The following is a 515-nucleotide window of genomic DNA, read 5'->3' as shown; positions in this document are numbered from 1 at the left end:
ATCGCGTTCCCCGTGCTCACCGCCGCCCTCCTCGGCCTGGCCGCCGACCGGCACCTCGGTGCCCACGTGTTCGACCCCGCCAACGGCGGCGCGATCCTGTGGCAGCACCTGTTCTGGTTCTTCGGCCACCCCGAGGTCTACATCGTCGCGCTGCCCTTCTTCGGGATCGTGACCGAGGTGTTCCCGGTGTTCAGCCGGAAACCGGTGTTCGGCTACAAGGGCCTGATCTACGCGACGATCGCCATCGCGGCGCTCTCGATCGCGGTGTGGGCCCACCACATGTACGCCACGGGCGCGGTGCTGCTGGCCTTCTTCTCCTTCACGACGTTCCTCATCGCCATCCCGACGGGTGTCAAGTTCGTCAACTGGATCGGGACGCTGTGGAAGGGGAAACTGACGTTCGAGACGCCGATGCTGTTCGCCCTCGGCTTCCTCGCGACGTTCCTGTTCGGCGGTCTGACCGGCATCCTGCTGGCCTCGCCGCCGCTGGACTTCCACGTCTCCGACAGCTACTT

1 protein-coding gene is annotated in these 515 nt (G+C 66.0%); it reads left to right on the top strand.

Annotated elements, in window-relative coordinates; all coding sequences use genetic code 11:
• The coding region (locus PSU4_RS31055; RefSeq protein WP_186817292.1) for a cbb3-type cytochrome c oxidase subunit I at nt 1–515 on the top strand (515 nt) is incomplete at both ends.

Source organism: Pseudonocardia sulfidoxydans NBRC 16205 (genome assembly GCF_007989085.1).
Lineage (GTDB): Bacteria > Actinomycetota > Actinomycetes > Mycobacteriales > Pseudonocardiaceae > Pseudonocardia > Pseudonocardia sulfidoxydans.
Note: the sequence above shows the minus strand (reverse complement) of the source record. Positions and strands in the feature narration are given on the sequence as shown.